Raw genomic sequence first — 14,514 nt, 5'->3', positions numbered from 1 at the left:
TCGCTGCCTCGCAGGCGGCGCATTACGTGGTCCGGTCATCACGGGCCCAAGGGAACGCAACAGGAGCGGGACAGCCGTCCCGACAGGAGAGAACGCATGCATAAACTCATCGCCGCGGCATTGCTGGCCACGTGCCTCATCCCCGCCACCGCCATGGCCCAGGAGCCGATCCGCCTGGCCTTCCTCGCCGCATCGAGCCAGAACGGCTACAATGATGCGACCTGGCAGGGCGTGAAGGCTGCCGCAGAGAAGGCCGGCGGGGTCGAGGTCGAAATCTTCGACGGCGAGTTCAATGCCGCCACCCAGTACAAGCAGGTGGAAGACATCATCGCCGGGGGTCGCTTCGACGGCATCATCATCGCTCCCAACGATACGGTCGGCATCGCCACCGCGCTCGAAGAAGCGACCAAGGAAGGCCTGCTTGTCGCCTCGACGCTGTTCCCGGTCGGCCCGGAACTGACGGTGATGACCCCGCAGGTCGCCGGCCTCACCACCACGGTTGCCTCCAACCCGGTGGACGGCGCCACGGCCCAGGCCGAGGAAGTGGTGAAGTTCTGCGCCGACAAGGATCCCTGCAACGTGGTGATCATGATCGGCCAGTTGCAGTTTCCGTTCGACAACCTGCGCTACAAGAGCTTCGAGACTGTGCTGAGCCAGCACGCCAACATCAAGGTCGTCGCCACCGGCGAAGGCAGCTACAGCCCTGATGCGTCGCTGACTGCGTTCCAGGACATCATCCAGGCGAACCCCAAGATCGACGTAGTGCTCTCGAACGCCGACCAGCACCTTCTGGGTGTCGAGATCGCGCTTGCCGATGCCGGCATCCCGATCGAGCCGATCTACCTGATCGGCGGCGGCCTCAACCAGATCACCGTCGACAAGATCAAGGCTGGCGTGTTTGACGCGACGCTTTCCGGTTACCCGTACTCGGAGGGGTTCTACGCCGCCGATGCGCTGATCCGGGCCAAGAAGGGCGAGACGGTCGAGAACTGGATCGACCCGGCCACCAAGGCCACCAACCCGCTGCTCGTCACCAAGGAATGGCTCGACGCCAACCCCGACTTCAAGGCCGAGTGGGAGGGCTGATCGCCACGGCGACATTCCTGTCGGGGGCGCAAGCGTCCCCGGCCACCTGCATCGAGCCGTTCTGGAGACGCCCATGACCACGCCAAGCATCGCCGTTCGGGTGCGCGGAGTCGCCAAGAGCTTTGGCGGGACGCGCATCCTCGAGGGCATCGACGTCGAGATCGCCGCGGGCACCGTGCACGCGCTGGTCGGCGAGAATGGCGCCGGCAAATCGAGCCTCGGCAAGATCATCGGTGGCTATTACATGCCGGACGAGGGGGAGGTTGAAATCCTGGGCGCCCGGGTGGCGCGCTTTTCGCCGCGCGACGCGTTGGGTCTTGGCGTCGCCATGATCCACCAGGAGCTGCAGCTCGCGCCCGAGCTCAACGTGGTGCAGAACGTGTTTCTCGGCCGCGAGAGCCAGCGCGCCGGCATCCTCGTCGGCGGCGACACCGCCCGTTTCGCGGCGTTGGAGAAGGCCTGCGATTTCGGCATCGATCCGCTCGCCAAGGTGGCGACGCTACGCATCGCCGAGCGGCAGAAGGTCGAGATCATGCGCGCCATCGCCCGCGATGCGCAGGTCATCATCATGGACGAGCCGACTTCGTCGCTGACGGAGGACGAGGCCGACCGCCTGCATGAGGTGATCCGGCGGCTGAAGGGGCAGGGCAAGACTGTGATCTATGTCAGCCACTTCCTCGACCACATCCTGGCCAATTGCGACAACGTCACCATCATGCGCGACGGCAAGGTGGTGCGTACCTCGCCGATGACGGGCGAGACCAAACAGACGCTGGTCGATTCCATGCTCGGACAGGCGGCCGAAATCCTCTGGCCGGCGCTGCCCGCCGCCCCGGCCGAAACGCTGCCGCCGATAGCCGAGCTGCGCGGGGTCAGCACCGGCACGGGGCTCTCCGATGTTTCCCTAGTTATCCGCCCGGGCGAGATCGTCGGGCTGGTCGGCCTGGTCGGTTCGGGCCGCACCGAGGTGGCGCGCGCCCTGTTCGGCGCCGATCGGATCACCGGCGGCGAGTATCTGATCGAGGGCGCGCCGGCGCGCGGCCGCTTCACGGTCCACGACGCCATCGCCGCCGGTGTGGCGCTGGTGCCGGAGGACCGGCGCAAACAAGGCCTGGTGCTGACGCAGCCAACCCGCTTCAACATAAGCCTTGGCACGCTCGGCCGGATCAGCCGCTTCGGCATCCTCGACCGCGGCGCCGAGATCAGGCAGACGCGCGAGATGATCGGTCATTTCGGCATCGTGCCGGGCGCGATCGACGGTCGGGTGGCCCGCTATTCGGGCGGCAACCAGCAGAAAGTGCTGCTGTCCAAATGGGCGGTTGCCAAGCCCAAGCTGCTGATCCTCGACGAGCCCTCGCGTGGCGTCGATATCGGCGCGCGGCGGCGCATTCACGATTTCATCGTCGAGATGGCGAGGCAGGGTGTCGGCGTACTGCTGATTTCATCCGAGCTCGAGGAAGTCATCAACCTCTCCCATCGCTGCTACCTGCTCAGCGAAGGTCGGATCTTCGCCGAGGAGCCCGCCGCCGCGCTGACGGTGGAGGCGGCGCTGACCCGCGTCTTTCTCGAACAGAACAGCCAACGCAATCGCCAGGAGGCTGCCAGCTGATGGCCGACACCACCCTCACCAAGACACCCAGCGCCGTGCGCCGGCGCTTCGATATCGGCGACTTCGTGCGCCAGTATGGTGTGCTCATCATCATCGCGGTGATGCTGCTCGCTCTCACCATGCTGTCGCCGTCGTTCCTGACGCCGCGGAACCTGTTCAACATCCTCAACCAGTCGACGCCGCTGTTCATCATCGCCTGCGCGCTCACCCTGGTGATCATCGGCGGCGGGTTCGATCTCTCCACCGGCGCCATTTTCGGCGTCGCCTCAGTGAGTGCGGCGTATCTCGCCGTCAATGTCGACCCGCTGGTGGCCATCATCGCGGCGCCGCTGATCGGGCTCCTGCTGGGCTCGATCAACGGCATCATCATCACCGCCTTCAACGTCCACTCGTTTCTCGTGACGCTGGCAACCAGCCTCGTCTATCGCGGCATGGCCATCCTCATCACCAACGGCAAGCTGATCCCGGTGCGGGTCGAGGAATTCGCCTGGCTGGGCCGCGCCAAGCTCGACCTCGTCAATGTCGCCGTGCTGGTGATGCTGGCGTTCATGGCGCTGATGATGTTCATGCTCAACCGCACGACGCTGGGCCGCGCCATCTTCGCGGTGGGCGGCAACGAGGAAGCGGCGCTGCTTTCGGGCATCCGCACCAACCTGGTCAAGATCATCACCTTCGCGGTTTCCGGTGGCGCAGCGGGCCTGGCCGGAGTGATCACCGTGTCGCGCCTCTCCATGGGCGAGCCGCAGGCCGGCACCGGCTACGAGTTCGAGGCGATCGCAGCGGTGATCCTGGGCGGCACCTCGATCATGGGCGGCGCGGGCGCCATCTGGCGCTCGATGGCCGGCGTGCTGCTGATGGCGCTGATCGGCAACGGCTTCAACATCCTCAACGTGAACCCGTTCTTCAAGGACCTGACCACCGGTGTGATCATCGTGCTCGCCGTCGCGCTCGCCGCGACCGGCAACAAGCGATGAGCGTGCGCCACCCCCAGGATACTGCGCCGTCGGCCCCCGACCGCGGCGCGCAAACGAGAGACTGAGATATGTCCGACAAGATTACCCGCGTGGCCACCGATGTCGGCGGCACGTTCACCGACCTCGTGTATTTCGAAACCGACACGCGCACTGGCGCGCAGAGCGTGCGCACCGAAAAGTCGGACACCACTCCGCCCGAGTTCGAGAAGGGCGTGCTCGATGTGCTGGCCAAGGCGGGCGTCGCGCTCGATAGCCTCGATTTCCTGGCTCATGGCACCACCGTGGTGATCAACTCGCTGACCGAGCGCAAAGGCGCCAAGGTTGGCCTGATCACCACGAGAGGGTTCCGCGACGTCCTGGAAATCGGCCGCGGCAACCGCCCGGATTTCTTCAACCTCAAGTACAAGAAGCCCGAACCCTTCGTCGCGCGTTACCTGCGCCGGGAGCTCGCCGGCCGCATCGATTTCCATGGCAACGAGCAGGTACCGCTCGACCTGGCAGACCTCGCGCCGATCGTTGCCGACTTCAAGGCCGATGGCGTTACGGCCGTGGCCATCTGCTTTATCCACGCCTATGCCAATCCGTCACATGAAGAGGCGGCGCTGGCCGAGCTGCGCCGGCTGTGGCCGGAGGTGATCGCCGTCGCCTCGCACCAGATCACCCGCGAATGGCGTGAATACGAGCGCACCTCGACGACGATCCTGTCGGCCTATGTACAGCCGGCGGCGCAACGCTATCTCGAGCGGCTGGAAACGGGCCTTCGCGACCAGGGCTATGCCGGCGGGCTCTATGTCATGCAGTCCAACTGCGGCGTTGATACCGTGGACTCGATCAAGCAGACACCGATCACCATGGTCGAATCCGGCCCGGCCTCGGGCTTCTGGGGTGCGGCCGAGCTCGGCCGCATTATCGGCGAGCCTGACGTGCTGGCGCTCGATATCGGCGGCACCACCGCCAAATGCTCGCTGATCAAGGGCGGCCATGTCACCATCAAGACCGACTACTGGATCGAGCGCGACCGCAAGTCGGCCGGCTACCCGATCATGGTGCCGGTGGTCGACCTGGTCGAGATCGGCAATGGCGGCGGCTCCATCGCCTGGGTCGACGAGTTCGACAAGCTGCATGTCGGCCCCCGCTCGGCCGGCGCGGTGCCGGGCCCGGCCGCCTATGGCCGCGGCGGCGTGAACGCCACCACCACGGACGCCAACCTGGCGCTCGGCCGCATCAACAAGGACTACTTCGTCGGCGGCAACGTCGTCGCGGACATGGAGGCGCTGAACGGCGCGCTGGCCGAGCTCGGCGGCAAGCTCAAGATGAGCAACATCGAGGTGGCGCGCGGCATCGTGCGCATCGCCAATTCGAACATGGTCAACGCGCTGAAGCTGGTGTCGGTCAACCGCGGGTACGATCCGCGCGATTTCACCATGGTGGTGTTTGGCGGTGGCGGTCCGATGCACGGCGCCGAGCTTGGCAAGGAACTGGGCGTCAAGAAGGTCGTGGTGCCGCGTGGCGCTTCGGTGTTCTCGGCCTGGGGCATGCTGATGTCGGACCTCAGGCGCGATTATTTCGTCACCCAGCTGATGGATGCTGACGACCACCAGAGCCTGTCTGGCCTGCTGAACCGCACCCGCGAGCGTGCCATCGCGGATTTCGCGCGCGGCAACGTGCCGGCCGACAAGGTGAGCATCACCGGTCTCGTCCGCGTGCGCTACCAGAACCAGGAGTTCGCCGTCGAAGTGCCGCTGCCGGCGGGCGAGCCGAGCCCGGTCTCCATGGCCGAACTGATCGCCAACTTCCACGATGCCTATGAGCGCGAATACACCTATCGGCTCGACGCCGGCGTCGAGATCATCGGGCTGCACCTGGTGGCGGCCTCGGAGGTCGGCAAGCTCGAGATCACCAGACTGGAGCGGACCGGCGCCAGCCTTGAGGCCGCGATCAAGGGCCGCCGCGAGGTCGACTACGCGACCGACGGCGTCCATGAGGCCACCATTTACGACGGCACGAGGCTTGAGCCCGGCATGAGCTTTGCCGGCCCGGCGGTGATCGAGGATCCGGGCACCACGGTGGTCATCCAGCCGGGCAACCGTGTCAGCATCGACGACTACGGCAACATCCACATCGCGATTGAGGGCTGAAGCGACATGAGCAAGCACGACCCCGTCACCTTCGACATCATCCAGAACGCCCTCGAAGCGATCGCCGACGAAATGTTCGTGGCGCAGCGCAAGGCGTCGATGTCGGCCATCATCTACGAAGTGCTCGACCTCTCGTCGTCGATCCTCGATCCAGTCGGCGATATCGCCGCGGCCGGCGCCGGCATTCCGGCCTTCATCGGCGTGCTCGACAAGGCGGTCAAAGGCATCCTCAAGAAGTTTCCGCTGGAGAGCGTCCGGCCGGGCGACCTCTATGCTTCCAACGACCCCTATTACGGCGGCGTAACGCACCTCAACGACATGGTGCTGACCTCGCCGGTGTTTTCAGGCGACCGGATCGTCGCCTGGGTCGCCAACATCGCACACTGGAACGATGTGGGCGGGAACGTCCCCGGTTCGATGTCGGCCGACGCCACCGAGATTTTTCAGGAAGGCGTGCGCATCCCGGCGGTCAAGCTGTTCGACCAGGGCGTCGCGAACCAGGCGGTGTTCGACATCCTCTACGTCAACACCCGGCTGCCCGATTTCCTCAAGGGCGACCTGTGGGCCGGCATTGCGGGGCTGCGCATCGGTGAGCGCCGCGTGCAGGAACTGCTCGCCAAATACGGCGCCGATACCTACCTCGCCGCTGTGGCTGACTACATGGACCTGGGCGAGCGCCGGGCGCTGGCGGCGCTCGGGCAGATGCCGGCTGGCACCTACGACTATTCGGAAACCCAGGACGATGGCGCGGTGCATAATGTTCGCCTCGTCATCACGCCGGAAAAGTTCACCGTCGACCTGCGCGGTAACCCCAAGCAATCAGGCTCCAAGAACTCCTCGCGCGAGGGCTCCGAGATCGCCCTGCAGCTGGCCTTCAAGGATTTCACCGATCCGGACGGCCCGGGCAATGGCGGCTGCTTCCGTCCGCTCGAGGTGATCACCGAGCCCGGCACTATCTTCCACGTCGTCGAACCGGGCGCGCTCGGCTACTATTCCGAGGTCGAGATCCGCTTGTTCGACATGACGCTCAGGGCGCTGGCGCACCATTTCGGCGGCATCGTGCCGGCCGGCAACTTCGCCTCGATCTGCGGCACCGTGATGGGCGGCAAGCACCCCGATACCGGCCGCCACTACACCATCGTCGAGCCACAGGTGGGTGGCTGGGGCGGTTGGGACGGCAATGACGGCAATTCGGGACAGTTCTCCGGCTTCCACGGCGAAACCTTTAACTGCCCGGCCGAGATCGCCGAAGCCCGCTATGGCATGTTCGTCGACCAGGTGGCGCTCAATGCCGAGCCTGGCGGCGAGGGGCAGTGGCGTGGCGGCAAGGGCATCGAGGTGCATTACCGGGTGCGTGGCGACAACAACTTCCTGTCGCTCGGCTATACCCGCTCCACCATACCCCCATGGGGCGTCGCCGGTGGCCTCGACGGCTCGCTCAACTATGTCGAGTTGCGCCGCACCGATGGACGCAGTGAGCGCTATGCGTTCGCAACGAACGTGGTGGTGAACACCGGCGACGTGATCCGCATCGTCACCGCCAATGGTGGCGGCTATGGCGATCCCAGGGATCGCAGCAACGACGCGATCGCCCGCGATATCCGCGATGGCTATCTGACGCGAGAACGTGCGCTGGAGGTCTACGGCACTGAGGGCAGGCTCGGGGGCTGAACCTTCTGAAGGGGCCCGCGGCGGCTCTCTATTTCGGTGGCATGGCGGCGACCCAGCGCTCGGCGGTTTCGACCCAGTCGCGTAGGTCGTCGTCTTCCTCGATCGCTTCGGCATCGACCCAGATGAAGCCGCGCATCGCCTTGTCGCCGTGGATCATCTGGGTGGCGCCGGGGCGACCAAGGGCGGCCTCGTTATTGTCCTTGCCGACGCTGAGCAGGATGCGCCCATCTTTCTTGCAGCCGACCAGGATGTGGCCGTTGAGCAGGAAGGTGAGCCCGCCGAACATGGTCTTTTCGGTGATGCGCGGGTCGCCGTCGAGGATGTCGCGGATGCGCTCGGCGAGGTGCGTCATGGTGGTGGAAGCGGACTTCATTTCGGGGGCAGGGGCCTATTTTGGGGGAAGGGTTTTGGTATAGCTGAGGGCGTAGGCGATCCAGCGGCCGAGCGCCGCGTCGTCGGGCGTGCCGCCGGCCGCTACCGCGATGAAGCCGGTCATCGGGCGGGCGCCCATGTGCATCTGGTAGGCACCGGGCATGGCGAGCGCCTCGGCCTGCTTTCCGGGATCGATGCGGACCAGCAGTTCGCCCTTGGCGGTGGTGCCGATGGCCATGTTGCCACCGAGCATGAAGCCGAGGCCGCCGAACATTTTCTTTTCGATGAGGCCGGCGGGCAGCAGCGGCCGAAGGCGGTCGCCCATGGTGTCGGAGGCGCTGCTCATCGGGGTGTCTCCGGATCGCGGTAGGTGTCGTGCTGCGGGAGGCCATCGGGCAGGGCGTCCCACTCGTGATGGCTGCGGGCGAAGATCAGCTGGTTGGGTGCGAACCAATCGGCGCTGCAACCGAAGAGGCCGACCGGCAGCATCAGGAGGTCTGGGGCGCGGCTCGACTGGGCGTAAAGCGGCGTGCCGCAGGCGGGGCAGAACCAGCGGGTCAGCGTGGCGCCGGAATGGGCCGGCCGGGCGAAGCTGGCGGTAGGGCCGGTGACGGTGACGTCGGCGGGGCGGGCCAGGGCGACGGTGGAATGCCCGGTGCCGGTGGCGCGCTGGCAATCCTCGCATGAGCACATGAACATCGAACGGATGCGGCCCGCTACCGACAGCGTAACCTCGCCGCAGGCGCAGTTGGCGCGGAGCTCGATCTCGGGTTTGGCGTTCGTGGTCATGCGCGCATGCTGACACCGAGGATTTGCCATCCGCAAGGCGTCTGCTTGATCGCCGATGGCGCTGGCTTTAGACGAACGCCATGGTCTACGCGCCTCACTATCCGATCGAAACCGAGCGGCTGCGGCTGCGCCCGTTCACGCGCGGCGATGTCGACGCGGTGTTCGCGTACCGGCAGCGCGAGGATGTGGCGCAGTATCTGTTCGACGGCCCGATGAGTCACGAGAGCGTCACCGAAGTGGTGCAGCAGCGGATCGGGCAATACGAGCTCACCAACGAGGGAGACAAGGTCTTCCTCGCGGCCGAGCTCAGGGCGTCGCCGCGAGTCATCGGCGAGGTGTCGCTGATCCTGCGCGACGGGCCGGCGCGGCAGGCCGAGATCGGCTACATTTTCCACCCCGAGTTCCATGGGCGAGGCTATGCCACCGAGGCGGCCCGCATGCTGCTGCAGATGGGATTCGAGGGCGCCGGGATGCATCGGATCTACGCGCGCTGCGACGCCCGCAACGCCGGATCGTGGAAGGTGATGGAGCGGCTGGGCATGCGGCGGGAAGCGCATTTCCGCGAGCATGCGCTGTTCAAGGGCGCCTGGGACGAGGAGTTCGTCTACGCCCTGCTCGAAGGCGAATGGCACGACCGCTCCGAGCGCTAAGTCCTGCCAAGGACTTGGCTATTCCCGCTCGACTGAGTGGATTTGGCAAGATATTTCAACGACTAAGGCGGAACCGCCATCAACCCGTCGCGTTGCTGGAGTAAGCAGCACCATGAGGGGAGGAGCGGAGATGGCGATGCCTGACTTTCCGATTGAGACAGAGAGACTTACTCTCAGGAACTTCCACAAATCCGACCTGGACGCCGTCATGGCGTACCATGCCTTGCCCGAGGTGCAACGTTACCTCGACTGGAAAGCGCGCGACCGGGTGGAGGTGAAAGCCGCCCTCGATGCGATGTGCGCGCAGCACCGGCTGACCCGGCCGGGCGATGCGCTGACCCTGGCAGTAGTACGCAAGGCCGACGATATGCTGATCGGGCAGATTTCGTTGCGCTGGACCGACGCAACGGCGGGGCAGGCCGAGTTGCGCTTCATTCTCAGCCCCGCCCAGCGGCGGCAGGGCTATGCGCGGGAATCGGTCCGCGCCATGCTGGATCTCGGCTTCAACGAGCTCGGGCTGCACCGGATCTATGCCCGGTGCTCGGGGCGGAACCAGGCTTCGGCCAAGCTGCTAAAGGATATCGGCATGCGGCTCGAGGCGCATTTCCGTGAGCATGCGCTGTTCCAGGGCGAATGGGACGAGGAGCTGCATTTCGCCATTCTCGATCGCGAATGGCTGCGCGGCAGCAAGGTGAAGGAACTGAGCCACCACATGGTGGCCTGATTTCACGCGCGCGTTATGGTAGAGCCAAGGCGGCTGGGCGTCGACTTGGTAAAGCCGCATGGCTGGCATGCAAACTGCCTGACGCCTGCCAGGCCGCGTGGTCTACTTGTTGCTGCTGAGGCATCGCGTTTCGGCAGAATGCTGATTGAGGGGTCAGGCGTTCGGCGCGATGTCGCGAATGGACGCACGCATAGAGGACCCCATGGACTTGACGCCCGCGGCCGGGGGCAGCCGCACCCCCAGCTTTCTATCGTTTCACGCCCGCGACGTGCTGATCGTCGCCACCCTCATCTTCCTTGCCGCCATCGCCGGTAGCCTGTCGCGACCGATCGGGTTCCTTGCGGCATTCTGGCCCGCCAACGCGGTGCTCGCCGGTGTGCTGGTGCGCTCGCAACGGCTGCGCACGTTGCCGGTGATTCTCGGCGCCGCCGCCGGATACCTCGCGGCGGCAGTGGTGATAGGCGACAGCCTGCGCCTCGCCCTGGTGCTGACCGGCGGCAACCTGCTGGGCGTGCTCGCCTTCATGCTGCTGTTCGGTTCGCTCGAGCCGGAAGACCGGGCGCTGTCGCGACCGCAGGGCGTGATCTCGCTGCTGCTGATGGCATGCGCCGCGTCGGCGGCCGCCGGCATTGTCGGCGGGGTGGCGCTGAGCGAGATCACCGGCCTCAGCTATTTCGAGGCGTGGGCCGGATGGTTCGCAGCCGAGCTGGTGAACTATCTGGCGTTCCTGCCGGTGCTGCTGACGGTGCCGCCGCCATCGAAGTGGTTGCCGCTGCCCAAGCTGCGGGCAGGCCGGGCGTGGCCGCTGCTGCTGCCGGTTGTGGTGCTTGGCGCGGCGATCGGTTTGTCGCTGCTGGTGGCGCATCCGGTCGCCATCGTGTTTCCGGTGCCGGCGCTGATCTGGTGCGCGCTGGCGCTGCCGTTGGCCGCCACGGCGGTGCTGGTGATGATCTACTCCGGGCTTGCGATGATCGGCATCAAGCTCGGACTGTTCGACCTGGGGCTCGGCGCCGATGTGACGGGCGATGCGATCACCGCAGTACACATGGCCGTGGCACTGGTGGCGTTGGGGCCGATGGTTATCGCCAGCGTCAATGCGGAACGCCGCCGCCGGATCGAGCAACTGGAGCGGCTGGCGCGCCACGATTCACTGACCGATGCGCTGACCCGCAGCACCTTCATGGACGAAGGGATCCGGCTGCTGTCGCAACTGCTTGAAGAACAGGCGGCGGTCGCGGTGCTGGTGCTCGATGCCGACCATTTCAAGCAGATCAACGACGTGCACGGCCACCCCTCCGGGGATCGGGTGCTGGTGGCGGTGGCAGCGGCGATCCGCACCGCCATCCGACAGGGCGATCTGTTCGGCCGGATCGGCGGAGAGGAGTTTGCGCTGGTGCTGCCGCGGGTGACGCGGCGCGAAGCCCAGGCGGTGGCGGAGCGGATGCGCAAGGCCGTCGCCAACCTCGCGGTGGTACTGGAAAGCGGCAACCTGCAGCGGATCACCGTCAGTATCGGGGTGGCATTCGACGTCGCAAGCAGCGGCGGGCTCTCCGAAATGGTTTCGCTCGCCGACCGCGCGATGTATGAGGCCAAGCGGGCAGGGCGCGACCAGGTGGTGGTCTCAGACCTCGATGGATCGGAACGCCCGCCGATGCACTGAAAGGATATCAGGGCCGATGGCCGGAACCGATAAATCGCAGGAGTTCACCTTCCGGCCAAGCCCGGCGATCATCCTGTGCGAACCGCAACTGGGCGAGAATATCGGTACGGCGGCGCGGGCAATGGCGAATTTCGGGCTGTGGGACCTCAGGATCGTCAACCCGCGTGACCCGTGGCCGAACGAGCGGGCCATCGCCGCGGCATCGCGGGCCGACCACGTCATCGACAAGGTGCGCGTGTTCGCGACGGTCGAAGAGGCGATTGCCGACCTGCAACTGGTCTTCGCCACCACCGCCCGACGGCGCGATATGCAGAAGCCGGTCTATGGCCCCGAGGAAGGGGCGCAGCGGATGATTTCGCACATCGCCGGCGGTGAGAAGGCCGGGCTGCTGTTCGGGCGGGAGAAATGGGGCCTCTATAACGAGGAAGTGGCGCTCGCCGACGCCATCGTAACCTTCCCGGTCGAGGCGGCGTTTGCCTCGCTCAACATCGCGCAGGCGGTGCTGCTGATGGCGTATGAGTGGCGTCAGCAGGCGGACAAGGGCGAGGTGCTGCCGTTCAGCGGCGGGCTCGACCCGACCGCACCGCGCGAGGAACTGATCGGGCTGTTTCTGCATCTCGAGGAAACGCTGGATCGTACCGGCTTCTTCAAGACCGAGGACAAGCGACCGACCATGGTGGATAACCTGCGCGCCGCATTTGCCCGGGCGCAACTCTCGACCCAGGAAATCCGGACGCTGCGCGGCGTGATTTCGTCGATCGACCGGGCGCATCTGCGGCAGGGGCGGAAGGCGCGAGAGGCCGAGGCGGCAAAGGCGGCGAAGTCCGAGGACTGACCTCCGGGCAGCCGAACAACGCCCAAAGTATGCTTTGACGCCTTGTCGGTGCGCGTGGCATCACCCATCACCATGTCTTCTCCCCCCGCCGCCGAGCCCTCCAAGCTCGCCTTCAGTTACCGGAACTTCCGCTTCTTCTGGCTGACCACCCTGCTGGTCAGCTTTGCGGTGCAGATCATGTCGGTGTCGATCGCCTGGCAGATCTACGACGTGACCGGCGAGGCGTTCCTGCTCGGGTTGGTGGGGCTGTCGCTGTTCCTGCCGGCGCTGGTGCTGATCCTGATTACCGGGCTCACCGCCGATCGCTTCAACCGGCGGATGATCATGGCGATCTGCCTCGGGGTGGAATTGCTCTGCGCGCTGGGCTTCCTGGCCTTCGTCAATGCCGAGGCGCACGAGGTGTGGCCGATCTTCGGCATTCTCGTCGTGCTGGGCACGGCGCGGGCGTTCTGGAGCCCCGCCGCGCAATCGCTGGCGCCCAACCTCGTGCCGCCGGAAGCGCTGGCCAACGCCATCACCACCAATATGTCGGCCTGGCAGTTCGCCTCGATCGCCGGACCGGCGGTGGGTGGGTTGCTCTATGGTATCGCGCCGTCGGTGGCCTTCGGTACCGGCGCGGTGCTGCTGGTCATCGCCATGGGTTCGGTGCTGATGATTTCGAAGCCGCAGCATCGGGAGTCGCACCAGGCGACCAGCCTCGAGACCATGCTGGCGGGCTTTCGCTACATCTTTTCCAACAAGGTGGTGCTGGGGGCGATCTCGCTCGACATGTTCGCCGTGCTGATGGGCGGCGCCGTGGCGCTGCTGCCGATTTATGCCAAGGACATCCTCCATGCCGGTCCGCAGGAGCTCGGGTTCCTGCGCGCCGCACCGGGCATCGGCGCCATCGCCATGGCGCTGCTCCTGACCCGTTTCCCGATCCGCGACCATGCGGGGAAGCTGTTGTTCCTGTTCGTCGGGCTGTTCGGCGCCTTTACCGTGCTGTTCGGCTTTTCGACCACGGTGTGGATCTCGGTGCCGGCGCTGGCGCTGGTGGGCGCCTCCGACATGGTGAGCGTCACCATCCGCGAGACCATCATGCAGCTCTGGACCCCTGAAGAGGTGCGCGGCCGGGTGAACGCCGTGAACTCGGTGTTTATCGGCGCCTCGAACGAACTGGGCGAGTTCCGCGCCGGCACGGTGGCGCATCTGATCGGGCCGGTGCCAGCGGTGGTGATTGGCGGCTTCGGCTCGATCGCTATCGCGGTGCTGTGGAGCCGGCTGTTCCCGGGGCTGAGAAACCAGCGCACCCTCGACCGGAAAATGGTGTAGCCCGCTACGGGTTGACACGAGTTGAAATAATCTGTGTCCAGAACTTAAAGCGCCGAACAAGTGAGCGCGGGCTAATTCTGCCCTGCAGGCCGGAGCGTCCGGCCGCATGCAAGGGAGGAAAGGATGCCTCAACACACGGACAACTACGAACTCAAGTGCCCGGAAAAGCTGGGCAGCAGACCACCCAAGAACAACCAGCCGAACATGACGGCGACCGACGTGCATATCAACCAGACGGACGCGAGCGTCGAGGTGCTCGGGATCGGCGGGATTGATCCCAACAGCCCGGTCAGTCCGCATGGTGTCGGCATCGACGCCAACGGCGTGATCGACATCACCGGGATCAACGTGAAACCGGGTGACACGATCGTCGTGCGCCTGAAGCACAAGAAGAGCAACGCCAGGCTGCCGCTGGTCTACCATTGGACCTATCCGGTGGTGGGCGGTGGCAACGGGGAAGACCAGACGCTCACGATGCTCGACGAGGAAGGGCCGGCCACTGGCGTCGCGAGCGCCGAGTTGCAGCCGCTTCTCGAAGCCCTGCTCGAGGCAATCGGGCCACTCGAAGGCAGGACGCGCCGCAAGGAACGCTAAGCGTCCGAAGCGCCGCCGGCACGCCCGAATGGCCCGCGGCGCTTGACTCCTGCGGCTTCCGCCTCTATCACGCGCCCACTTGTCGAGCCCTCGGGCTCCTC

The 14,514-nt window shown here is 65.8% G+C and carries 14 protein-coding genes; 11 read left to right on the top strand and 3 right to left on the bottom strand.

Annotated elements, in window-relative coordinates; genetic code table 11:
• Positions 1–96: 96 nt before the first annotated feature.
• The 5 genes from ASC68_RS17960 to ASC68_RS17940 all read left to right on the top strand — a co-directional run bounded on the left by ASC68_RS17960 (position 97) and on the right by ASC68_RS17940 (position 7,478).
• Positions 97–1,086 carry a sugar ABC transporter substrate-binding protein gene (locus ASC68_RS17960; protein WP_055882234.1) on the top strand — a complete coding sequence of 330 codons (990 nt, stop codon included), beginning with the start codon at positions 97–99 and terminating at the stop codon, positions 1,084–1,086.
• A 73-nt stretch (positions 1,087–1,159) separates the two neighbouring features.
• The gene (locus tag ASC68_RS17955) at positions 1,160–2,695 is read left to right on the top strand and encodes a sugar ABC transporter ATP-binding protein (RefSeq protein ID WP_055882230.1); all 1,536 of its coding nucleotides are present in this window, start codon (positions 1,160–1,162) and stop codon (positions 2,693–2,695) included.
• Complete coding sequence (locus ASC68_RS17950; protein WP_055882228.1) at positions 2,695–3,669, top strand: ABC transporter permease; 975 nt, start codon at positions 2,695–2,697, stop codon at positions 3,667–3,669. The genes ASC68_RS17955 and ASC68_RS17950 overlap by 1 nt, the downstream gene beginning before the upstream one ends.
• Positions 3,670–3,737: 68 nt before the next feature.
• The gene (locus ASC68_RS17945) at positions 3,738–5,807 is read left to right on the top strand and encodes a hydantoinase/oxoprolinase family protein (protein ID WP_055882225.1); all 2,070 of its coding nucleotides are present in this window, start codon (positions 3,738–3,740) and stop codon (positions 5,805–5,807) included.
• A 6-nt stretch (positions 5,808–5,813) separates the two neighbouring features.
• Positions 5,814–7,478 carry a hydantoinase B/oxoprolinase family protein gene (locus tag ASC68_RS17940; protein ID WP_055882222.1) on the top strand — a complete coding sequence of 555 codons (1,665 nt, stop codon included), beginning with the start codon at positions 5,814–5,816 and terminating at the stop codon, positions 7,476–7,478.
• Between the two features lie 28 nt (positions 7,479–7,506).
• Here the strand turns inward: ASC68_RS17940 and ASC68_RS17935 are convergent, their stop codons facing one another.
• Genes ASC68_RS17935 through ASC68_RS17925 form a run of 3 tightly spaced genes read right to left on the bottom strand, consistent with a single transcriptional unit; the run spans position 7,507 to position 8,639 of the window.
• Positions 7,507–7,851: a TfoX/Sxy family protein gene (locus ASC68_RS17935; protein WP_055882220.1), complete on the bottom strand. Its 345-nt coding sequence runs from the start codon at positions 7,849–7,851 to the stop codon at positions 7,507–7,509.
• A 15-nt stretch (positions 7,852–7,866) separates the two neighbouring features.
• Positions 7,867–8,196: a TfoX/Sxy family protein gene (locus ASC68_RS17930; RefSeq protein WP_055882217.1), complete on the bottom strand. Its 330-nt coding sequence runs from the start codon at positions 8,194–8,196 to the stop codon at positions 7,867–7,869.
• Positions 8,193–8,639 carry a GFA family protein gene (locus ASC68_RS17925; protein ID WP_055882214.1) on the bottom strand — a complete coding sequence of 149 codons (447 nt, stop codon included), beginning with the start codon at positions 8,637–8,639 and terminating at the stop codon, positions 8,193–8,195. Before ASC68_RS17925 ends, ASC68_RS17930 begins: the two co-directional genes overlap by 4 nt.
• Before the next feature lie 80 nt (positions 8,640–8,719).
• On the opposite strand from ASC68_RS17925, the gene ASC68_RS17920 reads away from it, so the two are divergent.
• From ASC68_RS17920 to ASC68_RS17895, 6 genes are all read left to right on the top strand, one after another.
• A complete protein-coding gene (locus ASC68_RS17920; RefSeq protein WP_055882212.1) occupies positions 8,720–9,289 on the top strand; it encodes a GNAT family protein in 570 nt (189 codons plus the stop codon).
• Positions 9,207–10,013 (top strand): GNAT family protein, encoded by an 807-nt coding sequence (locus tag ASC68_RS28395; RefSeq protein WP_082528251.1) that lies wholly within the window; start codon positions 9,207–9,209, stop codon positions 10,011–10,013. The genes ASC68_RS17920 and ASC68_RS28395 overlap by 83 nt, the downstream gene beginning before the upstream one ends.
• Positions 10,014–10,215: 202 nt before the next feature.
• The gene (locus ASC68_RS17910) at positions 10,216–11,673 is read left to right on the top strand and encodes a GGDEF domain-containing protein (protein ID WP_055882205.1); all 1,458 of its coding nucleotides are present in this window, start codon (positions 10,216–10,218) and stop codon (positions 11,671–11,673) included.
• Positions 11,674–11,689: 16 nt separating this feature from the next.
• Positions 11,690–12,508, top strand: a complete 819-nt coding sequence (locus ASC68_RS17905) for an RNA methyltransferase (protein WP_055882201.1) — start codon at positions 11,690–11,692, stop codon at positions 12,506–12,508.
• Between the two features lie 72 nt (positions 12,509–12,580).
• Positions 12,581–13,819 (top strand): MFS transporter, encoded by a 1,239-nt coding sequence (locus tag ASC68_RS17900; RefSeq protein WP_055882574.1) that lies wholly within the window; start codon positions 12,581–12,583, stop codon positions 13,817–13,819.
• 123 nt (positions 13,820–13,942) lie between these two features.
• Entirely contained in the window at positions 13,943–14,413 is a 471-nt protein-coding gene (locus tag ASC68_RS17895; protein ID WP_055882200.1) for a hypothetical protein, read from the top strand.
• Positions 14,414–14,514 lie beyond the last annotated feature (101 nt).

Source organism: Devosia sp. Root105 (assembly GCF_001424865.1).
GTDB lineage: Bacteria > Pseudomonadota > Alphaproteobacteria > Rhizobiales > Devosiaceae > Devosia_A.
The sequence above is the reverse complement of the archived record's forward strand: the minus strand, read 5'-3'. Positions and strand labels throughout refer to the sequence as shown.

Coding starts and splice junctions, on each gene's coding strand:
- ASC68_RS17960 (WP_055882234.1), top strand. CDS start 97: ATGCATAAACTCATCGCCGCGGCATTGCTGGCCACGTGCCTCATCCCC.
- ASC68_RS17955 (WP_055882230.1), top strand. CDS start 1,160: ATGACCACGCCAAGCATCGCCGTTCGGGTGCGCGGAGTCGCCAAGAGC.
- ASC68_RS17950 (WP_055882228.1), top strand. CDS start 2,695: ATGGCCGACACCACCCTCACCAAGACACCCAGCGCCGTGCGCCGGCGC.
- ASC68_RS17945 (WP_055882225.1), top strand. CDS start 3,738: ATGTCCGACAAGATTACCCGCGTGGCCACCGATGTCGGCGGCACGTTC.
- ASC68_RS17940 (WP_055882222.1), top strand. CDS start 5,814: ATGAGCAAGCACGACCCCGTCACCTTCGACATCATCCAGAACGCCCTC.
- ASC68_RS17935 (WP_055882220.1), bottom strand. CDS start 7,851: ATGAAGTCCGCTTCCACCACCATGACGCACCTCGCCGAGCGCATCCGC.
- ASC68_RS17930 (WP_055882217.1), bottom strand. CDS start 8,196: ATGAGCAGCGCCTCCGACACCATGGGCGACCGCCTTCGGCCGCTGCTG.
- ASC68_RS17925 (WP_055882214.1), bottom strand. CDS start 8,639: ATGACCACGAACGCCAAACCCGAGATCGAGCTCCGCGCCAACTGCGCC.
- ASC68_RS17920 (WP_055882212.1), top strand. CDS start 8,720: ATGGTCTACGCGCCTCACTATCCGATCGAAACCGAGCGGCTGCGGCTG.
- ASC68_RS28395 (WP_082528251.1), top strand. CDS start 9,207: ATGCGCTGTTCAAGGGCGCCTGGGACGAGGAGTTCGTCTACGCCCTGC.
- ASC68_RS17910 (WP_055882205.1), top strand. CDS start 10,216: ATGGACTTGACGCCCGCGGCCGGGGGCAGCCGCACCCCCAGCTTTCTA.
- ASC68_RS17905 (WP_055882201.1), top strand. CDS start 11,690: ATGGCCGGAACCGATAAATCGCAGGAGTTCACCTTCCGGCCAAGCCCG.
- ASC68_RS17900 (WP_055882574.1), top strand. CDS start 12,581: ATGTCTTCTCCCCCCGCCGCCGAGCCCTCCAAGCTCGCCTTCAGTTAC.
- ASC68_RS17895 (WP_055882200.1), top strand. CDS start 13,943: ATGCCTCAACACACGGACAACTACGAACTCAAGTGCCCGGAAAAGCTG.